At 53.5% G+C, this 7344-nt stretch carries 7 protein-coding genes and 1 tRNA gene; 4 read left to right on the top strand and 4 right to left on the bottom strand.

Annotation, left to right across the window (positions count from 1 at the left end):
* Window positions 1-384: 384 nt before the first annotated feature.
* Window positions 385-921, top strand: coding sequence for a DUF3238 domain-containing protein (locus ACOYQJ_RS25865; RefSeq protein WP_422908764.1), 537 nt, complete (start codon window positions 385-387; stop codon window positions 919-921).
* A gap of 102 nt (window positions 922-1023) precedes the next feature.
* Here the strand turns inward: ACOYQJ_RS25865 and ACOYQJ_RS25860 are convergent, their stop codons facing one another.
* The 3 genes from ACOYQJ_RS25860 to ACOYQJ_RS25850 are packed head-to-tail and all read right to left on the bottom strand — an operon-like array spanning window position 1024 to window position 4276.
* Window positions 1024-2016, bottom strand: a complete 993-nt coding sequence (locus ACOYQJ_RS25860; RefSeq protein ID WP_422908763.1) for a peptidoglycan-binding domain-containing protein — start codon at window positions 2014-2016, stop codon at window positions 1024-1026.
* The gene (locus ACOYQJ_RS25855; RefSeq protein WP_422908762.1) at window positions 1985-2926 is read right to left on the bottom strand and encodes a hypothetical protein; all 942 of its coding nucleotides are present in this window, start codon (window positions 2924-2926) and stop codon (window positions 1985-1987) included. The genes ACOYQJ_RS25860 and ACOYQJ_RS25855 overlap by 32 nt, the downstream gene beginning before the upstream one ends.
* A gap of 3 nt (window positions 2927-2929) precedes the next feature.
* Window positions 2930-4276, bottom strand: coding sequence for a hypothetical protein (locus tag ACOYQJ_RS25850; protein WP_422908761.1), 1347 nt, complete (start codon window positions 4274-4276; stop codon window positions 2930-2932).
* A gap of 362 nt (window positions 4277-4638) precedes the next feature.
* Here ACOYQJ_RS25850 and tnpA point away from each other — a divergent pair, with 362 nt between their 5' ends.
* The 3 genes from tnpA (at window position 4639) to tnpC (ending at window position 7043) form a co-directional block, all read left to right on the top strand.
* Window positions 4639-5055, top strand: coding sequence for an IS66-like element accessory protein TnpA (tnpA, locus tag ACOYQJ_RS25845; RefSeq protein WP_422908760.1), 417 nt, complete (start codon window positions 4639-4641; stop codon window positions 5053-5055).
* Window positions 5052-5408: an IS66 family insertion sequence element accessory protein TnpB gene (gene tnpB, locus ACOYQJ_RS25840; RefSeq protein ID WP_422908759.1), complete on the top strand. Its 357-nt coding sequence runs from the start codon at window positions 5052-5054 to the stop codon at window positions 5406-5408. Before tnpA ends, tnpB begins: the two co-directional genes overlap by 4 nt.
* A gap of 69 nt (window positions 5409-5477) precedes the next feature.
* A complete protein-coding gene (gene tnpC, locus ACOYQJ_RS25835) occupies window positions 5478-7043 on the top strand; it encodes an IS66 family transposase (RefSeq protein ID WP_422908758.1) in 1566 nt (521 codons plus the stop codon).
* Between the two features lie 224 nt (window positions 7044-7267).
* Here tnpC and ACOYQJ_RS25830 read toward each other — a convergent pair.
* Window positions 7268-7344: transfer RNA gene (locus ACOYQJ_RS25830), tRNA-Met, on the bottom strand.

Here is a 7344-nt window from a genome sequence, read left to right as displayed (position 1 = left end):
AACCGCAGAAAGCTTCCTTGGTTTTGTAGACATCACGTCCATCCGCCTTTGGGTCAGCCTTTTGTCAACATGACCTAATGATGTCAGCGTTAGTGACGAGCAATATGAGCAAGCAAGAGTTTCACCAGTAGCCTGTGCTTGAAGACCTTCGCGCTATCCCTGTTTCCGGACAGATCATAGCTAAGTGTGAAAGACCTCGCCAAGTTTGAGTATATCTCAAAATGAAGCACTGAAGCGACCCTAGATTTGTAGACGCTTTGCCCCAAGTTTTGAGGTCAGGAGGCCGAGTTGGAAAAGGCAACTACAGCGTAACTGTCGATAGAGAAGATTTTCGCGCTATGATAACATAAGACAAAGAAATGTCACTAGAGGCCAAGAAATACCATGTGTTCTTTCCATACTTCCCTGGTAACCCTCTGCTTCTTAGCTCTTGGCGCACTAAGCGGAGTTCCCGCAAACGCGCAATCTAGTCAGGAAGGACTGGTTGAATCGCGAATACTCGATTTCGACCCGCAAACTGGCGTAAAGTCTCAGCATTTCTATTTTGTGAACTTTTCTGATGAAACAGTCACCAGCTCGTTTTCGACAGGAACATCGAAAATCAACCTAGGTGTCATCGAGTTTGAAGTTTCGAGCATCCGTGATAATTTTAAAGTTTCGTCGGTGTTATTCACCGACGACGTCGTTACGTTTACTCTGGAAGGTACTACAGCTTCGGGTGTCGCGGTAATGCCTGACATTGACTATCGCTTTGATTTCACTGTAGCGAAGAGTGGTCAAGTATCGGTTAGCGGTTGTCATGATGGATATCCAGCATACCTAATACAGCACCAAGGAAAAAACCTCTACCGATTTGAGCATGCGAGCATGGGCTTGATAAAGCTCTTTGGGACATGCGATCAAGAAGTTCGCGTGGACTAAGTGTTCTTCTATGTCCCCTCAAATTTCTCCTAGCTGCTCTAAGCTCTAATCATCGGTCCGAGCCTTGCCGTATATATCTAGTCCCAAAAAAGGTCCGACGTACTATTGATCAAGTGCCGACGTTTCGGTTTGCGATTGCTCGGCATCATTAGTAGTACTGATGTCGGATGGCGCTTTGTCAGATTGCTGCAAAAACGCAATACTATCGATCAACCGCCTCGTAATTAATCCGTCGGCGAATACTTCTTGGTCTTTTTGAAACGCCCTAACCGCATCCCTAGTAAACGGTCCGATAACGCCATCGATTCCGGCCGAATAGTATCCACGCTCGCGAAGGAACCGCTGAACTCTAATCGTGTCAGAACGACTTACCTCGATCGAATAGATGCACCCGATTTGGCCAGTCACAACGTTTAAAAATCTCTCAGGATAGCTGATGCAATTGCCATCGATCGGTGAATGAATATTAAACCACCGGCGCGTAAGCACTGGATTAAAGTTTCTATCGAATTCAACACCCCGTACAGAGAATTTGAACGTGAGTATTCCAACGTCAACCAGATAGGAGGTATCATGCAACAAGGATCTCAAAGGTAGCTCTTCGAGATCGAAGGACACAGAGACCTCTTCACCAATAGGATTTACTACAAAGCGATCCGTTACGGTAGCTTTAGAGCCAAATAGCCTTACACGGTACTCGCTGTGCTGGGGTTGAACCACAACAAGATCCGGATTTGGAGATATCGAGCTCAGCGCAGTCAAAACATTCTCGAGTACGTCATCGTCGATAAGAGCAGGCCCGCTGAGCACAGCATTGCCATTAAGCCTACCATTCTGACGTTGATATAAAACGGATATTGACCACTCATCGTTTCCAAGGACTGTCTGAGGGACAACAAAAAATCGGTTCCGTGCACTGTAGTCGCGATAGACTACAACTGGCTCATCGACATATACTACGTCATCAAAGTTGGGCAGAGACGCGAACGTCTGCGCATAGCCCCCTGACGCAAAAGACAGGGCCAAGATACATGCACTGAAAAAATGCGCTGTTCTATCTAAGCTATTCAAAACGGTCAATAAGATCTGGAACATTCTCACATCCTGTCGTTCCAAGCTCAAGGATCACGAGGTCGCCATCCTCACAAAGATTGATAGCACCAATCGCAAACGATTGATCTGAGAACCTTAGATTTCTCGGCGCGGAAAAAGTCGCGTTAATATTGATCTCAAATGCTGGAGGGATCACCAGCCTCGGCTCGCCGCTCAGATCTATTTCGATTGACGATGCTTCAAACACGGAAGCAATAGAGCTTAGTACTAACACCGGGTTCCGTCCGACAACGTCAGGATATTCAGTCCGCAACTGAGAGTAAGTTTCCAGAACAGGAGCCTTTGGCGAAACAACATTATTCCCCAGATAGTCTACAATTATTTGGCGGATCTGGTCAGTATCAGGAACCACAGAAGTTATCTGTGCAAACTTTATCACCGTTACAACATTTACAATCGCTCCGGACGCGATAAAATCTGTCAACTCCTTGCTGTTCACAAATTCTAGATCGAACGAAGACGCCAGAATACCACGCAAGTTAGTAGTGCCACTGTCCACCAAAAAACCCGCCGACTGTCCCTCTATGTTTGCCGACACATAGGTACGAAACTCAACTGTCTGCGGAAGAGACCATTTTTCGCTTTCCACAAAAGCAGCTATTTCTTCGTCGACCGGCACATCAAAGAGGTATTGGAAGGTGATATTCCAAGCATACCCGACTGTTCCATCAATAGCCTGCCTTGAAAGCAGTTGCGTCGACACTGTTGATTCACCTGAATTTAAAAAGGTGAGGCGGCTTGGAAGCACGGTTGTTGTATCATTAAGTTTGAAAGTGTCGATCGGTGGACTGCCATCCACTTCTTGGGCAACGCAATGTGATCCAAGTACTGCAATCAAGAGCGATACCAAGGCCCCCTTCAAATCGCAGAAGGCGTGCATTTTCGCTTTCATTGCTCAAGCCCCACAAAATTTTTCAAGGCGCTCTAATTGCCTTGTTCTGAAAGGTTCTGAGAGTGCCTCTGCTGCCGCCCATTCTTCCGCAATGTCCTTAGAAATGCATGTAAGCACTCTAGTACGCGCCGACTCGATCATCTCCGGGGTTAGACATGGTTCACCTGGATCAGAAAGATTCTGAAATTTTTGTGGAAATGAAGTGCATTGAAGGCCAAACGGAATTCCGAGAGAATACGAGCGACTGACGATGTCTCGGCTATCGATAATGAAGTCCTGGTTGACCTCCTCAGTTAGCTTCTGAAACGAGGAATTTGAATTGAAGCTCCAACCAAAAATTGAACCCCCAGGGCTTCCAGCCGCAGTCGCACCAATCCCAGGCTTGAGTTGAGGCGCAAACATCCCTGATCCATTAATTCGAGCATTCACCAACGTTTCAAACACCTTATCTACTAGAGCTTGAGTGCTTTCATCAATTCCGCCATCAGTGATCTTGAGCTCAATCGCCCCAGACTGCTTCATTTCCTGAATGTCTACTACGTGGCTCGATCTCCAGAACCAGAAGCCCCCTCCAAACCTTGCCTGAAAGTGTTCAAAGGTTTTCTTCCAATTGACTTTCAACTCGACACGAAACTTCGGCGTAACACCACGAACCATATATCTATAGCGAACCGCAAAAAATTCCTGACTTTCAACTTCAGGATTAAACTCACCAGCTAAGCGGCCTGCGAGGCTTGAAAGCTTGAAAGTTGTCGCAAACGGGGCATTACCGGGACCTCCTTGAATTGACTCCAAGACATTGGGCGCTACTGGCTCAGCACCAAAGTTGGTCACCTGAATGCCTTGTTCACCCAATGATGCCATGTACTTGATGTTATCTTTAGTATACGTATCGATTAGTTGCGCGGGTGTCACGTAAGTGGGATCGCTTGCAAAGTTGTCCGTTATCACAACATCGTAATAACTCCGCTCAATAGGAATTTGAGCGATTGAGATACTTGGATTGTTTTGATGAAGTGCTTCAAGCACCTTATCTCTTGTCTCTACATCGAAAACGGGCTTGATCCCAAACGTTATGTTGGCACCCGAGCCTTCCTGATCTGGCTTCGATATTCCCCAATGCTGAAATGACGCATTAGGAATTCCATCACCATCTCGAGTGAACTCAAGTCCGATAGGAAAGATGTAGAACTTGTTTGGATCTTCGGAGTCGGGAACGACTTCAATAGTTGCTCCGCCCCCAGAGAGAGATGTCGGCTCATCGATTTCTGGGAGTGCTGCCGCTTGAGAAGCAAGCAATGCAGTGCACGCGACAGCGGTCAGCCTTGTTAAGGACACTATGAACGTCATTATGCCTCACCTTAAAAGAATCTTTTTAACATATTGCCTTAACTCAGTCTACTTTTGCGTGTGTGCGCCGGTTTTCTGCGCCGAGATCGGCAATCGGAGAAGTACATGTTGTTGAAAGATTTTGAATTTTTCGCACCGTGTGCAGTGCACGAGACGATTAGACGGTTTGAACACAGGCGCACGTTCAGTCCCGCGTAGCGGCGGAGTCGGCCATTATCTCAGCTCTGGCCGCTTCGTCCAGAATCAATGCTAGTTCCTTGGTAAGCGCGACGCCGACCCCCTCCTGCCATTGCTGATGTGATCCGGCCATTCTGCGCTCACACGTGCGGCGGAGGTGTTGGATTTTGGAAAGAGACGGCAAAATGGGCGTCCATTTGGACGGCTCAACGGGTGTTGGGGTTTCCCGGCTCGAGGTGATCGAGGGACCCAGCGGGCGTCGGCGGCGGACGAAAGCCGAGCGGGCGCGGATCGCGGCGGAAAGCATGATGCCGGGGGTGAGGGTGGCCGATGTCGCGCGCAAGCACGGCACCACGCGCTGGCAGATCTACGACTGGCGCAAGCAGATACGCAAAGGCAACCTGATGCTGCCCGAGAGCTTGGCGATGCTTCCGATGTTCGCGGAACTGGTGGTCGACGACAGCGCAGTGGATGCGGCGACGGCGCGTGCCGCATCCGATCTGGAGATTGTCGTGGGCGATGTCGTGATCCGAGCGGGGGCCGATACCGACGAAAGGCAACTGACGCGGGCGATCCGCGCGGCGCGGGCCGCGGCATCATGATGTTCGGCCAGGGTGGGCCGGTGAAAGTCTTCGTGGCGACGCGGCCGTTGGACTTCCGGAAGGGGATCGACGGGCTGGCAGTGGCGGTTCAGGAGATGTTCGGGCTCGATCCGTTCTGCGGCGCCGTCTTCGTGTTTCGGTCGAAACGCGCGGACCGGATCAAACTGCTGATGTGGGATCAGACCGGGATGGTGCTTGTGCACAAGCGGCTGGAGGGCGGTAAGTTCGTCTGGCCGCAGGTGCAGAACGGGGTGATGCGGATGTCCCCCGCCCAGATGGCGGCCTTGTTCGAAGGACTGGACTGGCGGCTGGTCCGGCCGGAGCGCGCGCGGCGCCCGCTGGCGGCGGGATGATCGCCTGGGGACGCAGGAAGCTTCTGTTTTTGCTGGCCAGAACGGGTGTCTCATGATTCACTTTGGCTCATGGATGCCGCCGTTCTCACCCGGGAAAACGCCCTTCTCAAAGCTCGCCTGACTGAGGTGGAGGCGGCGCTGGCTGAGGTGCAGGAAGCCAATCGCCGGCTGGAAGATATCCTGCGCACATCGCAACGCGAGAGGTTCGGCAAGCGCTCCGAGAAGCTGTCGCCCGACCAGTTCAATCTGCCGCTGGAGGATGCCGAACTGGCCCAGGGAGTGCTTGAGGCTGCACAGGAGAAGGCCGAGGCCGCGCTGCAACGGGCGCGCGGTGAGGAGCCCAGCAAGCACAAGCGCAACCGTGGGCATCTGCCGGCGCATCTTCCCCGGGTCGAGCGCGTCGTAGAGCCTGCCAGCACCCAGTGTCCCTGCGGCTGCGGCGAGATGGCCCGGATCGGCGAGGACGTGTCCAAGCGGCTGGATGTGATCCCGGCCCAGTTCCGAGTGCTGGTGACGCGGCGGCCCAAATACGCCTGCCGCCGCTGCTCGCAAGCCGTGGCGCAGGCCCATGCGCCCGAGCATGTCGTGCCCGGCGGGCTGCCCACGGAGCTGTTCATCGCCTCGATCATCGTGTCCAAGTTCGGCGACCACCTGCCGTTTTACCGCCAGGCCGAGATCTTCAAGCGGCAGGGGATCGATCTGGATCGAGGCACGCTTGGCAACTGGGTTGGCCGCGCCTGTTTCCACCTGGTGCCGGTCATCAATCACATGAAGGCCCATCTGCGCGGCGCCGATCGCATCTTCGTGGATGAGACCCGCGCGCCGGTGCTGGACCCGGGCCGCAAGGCCACCAAGAGTGGCTTCTTCTGGGCCGTCGTCACCGACGACCGCGGCCATGGCGGTGCAGACCCGCCGATCGTGCTGTTCCACTACGCCCCCGGCCGGGGGAAGGAGCATCCGCTGAAGTTCCTCGCAGGATACCGCGGTCGGTTCCTGCAATGCGATGCCTACCAGTCCTACGACGCGCTGACCGAGATCACACGCGACAACGGCCCGTGGCAGCTGGTCTATTGCTGGACCCATGTCCGCCGCCGCTTCGTGAAACGCTTCGAGAACGAAGGCTCGCCCATCGCCGAGGAGATGCTGCGCCAGATCGCGCTGCTGTATCAGATCGAGAAGACCGTCCGCGGCAAGGATGCGAACGTCCGTCTGGTCGCCAGGAGTGAACATTCAGCCCCAATCATCGCCGCGCTGAAACCATGGCTGGAGACCCAGCTCTCGCGCATCCCGCAGAAATCCCAGCTCGCCGAGGACATCCGCTACACCCTCGCGCACTGGCCCGGCCTGATCCGTTTCCTCGAGGACGGCACCCTCGAGATGGACACCAACCCTGTCGAAAATCAGATCAGACCGATTGCACTGACGCGGAAAAATGCGCTCTTCGCAGGCAACGAGGTCGGCGCCGAAAACTGGGCCATGCTCGCCTCACTGGTCGCCACCTGCAAGATGTCCGGCGTGAACCCGGTCGACTATCTCGACGCCACCCTCCGCGCGATCCTCGACGGTCATCCGCAAAGCGGCATCGAAGACCTGATGCCGTGGTCCTTCGAACAGCCGTCAAGCCTCGCCGCATAGGGTCACGCCGTAGCGCTTACGTTCCTTGGCGGACCGCACGAGTTGCTCTCGGCCGTGTTCCACAACCTCGGATGACAGAGTGTCGCCATCGGGAAGTCGCGTTGATTTCATTGAATATTTATTGTGCGACTCGCCAAACGTTGACGTGGCGTTGACATGGATTGCACACAAGCAAAAAGCCCCGCGTGATGCGAGGCCTAAGGCTTTGTTATTATTTGGTAAGTTGGTTGCGGGGGTAGGATTTGAACCTACGACCTTCAGGTTATGAGCCTGACGAGCTACCGGGCTGCTCCACCCCGCG

Source organism: Pacificoceanicola algae (genome assembly GCF_049341065.1).
Taxonomy (GTDB): Bacteria; Pseudomonadota; Alphaproteobacteria; order Rhodobacterales; family Rhodobacteraceae; genus Pacificoceanicola.
Note: the sequence above shows the minus strand (reverse complement) of the source record. Positions and strands in the feature narration are given on the sequence as shown.

Coding starts and splice junctions, on each gene's coding strand:
- ACOYQJ_RS25865 (WP_422908764.1), top strand. CDS start 385: ATGTGTTCTTTCCATACTTCCCTGGTAACCCTCTGCTTCTTAGCTCTT.
- ACOYQJ_RS25860 (WP_422908763.1), bottom strand. CDS start 2,016: ATGTTCCAGATCTTATTGACCGTTTTGAATAGCTTAGATAGAACAGCG.
- ACOYQJ_RS25855 (WP_422908762.1), bottom strand. CDS start 2,926: ATGAAAGCGAAAATGCACGCCTTCTGCGATTTGAAGGGGGCCTTGGTA.
- ACOYQJ_RS25850 (WP_422908761.1), bottom strand. CDS start 4,276: ATGACGTTCATAGTGTCCTTAACAAGGCTGACCGCTGTCGCGTGCACT.
- tnpA (WP_422908760.1), top strand. CDS start 4,639: ATGGGCGTCCATTTGGACGGCTCAACGGGTGTTGGGGTTTCCCGGCTC.
- tnpB (WP_422908759.1), top strand. CDS start 5,052: ATGATGTTCGGCCAGGGTGGGCCGGTGAAAGTCTTCGTGGCGACGCGG.
- tnpC (WP_422908758.1), top strand. CDS start 5,478: ATGGATGCCGCCGTTCTCACCCGGGAAAACGCCCTTCTCAAAGCTCGC.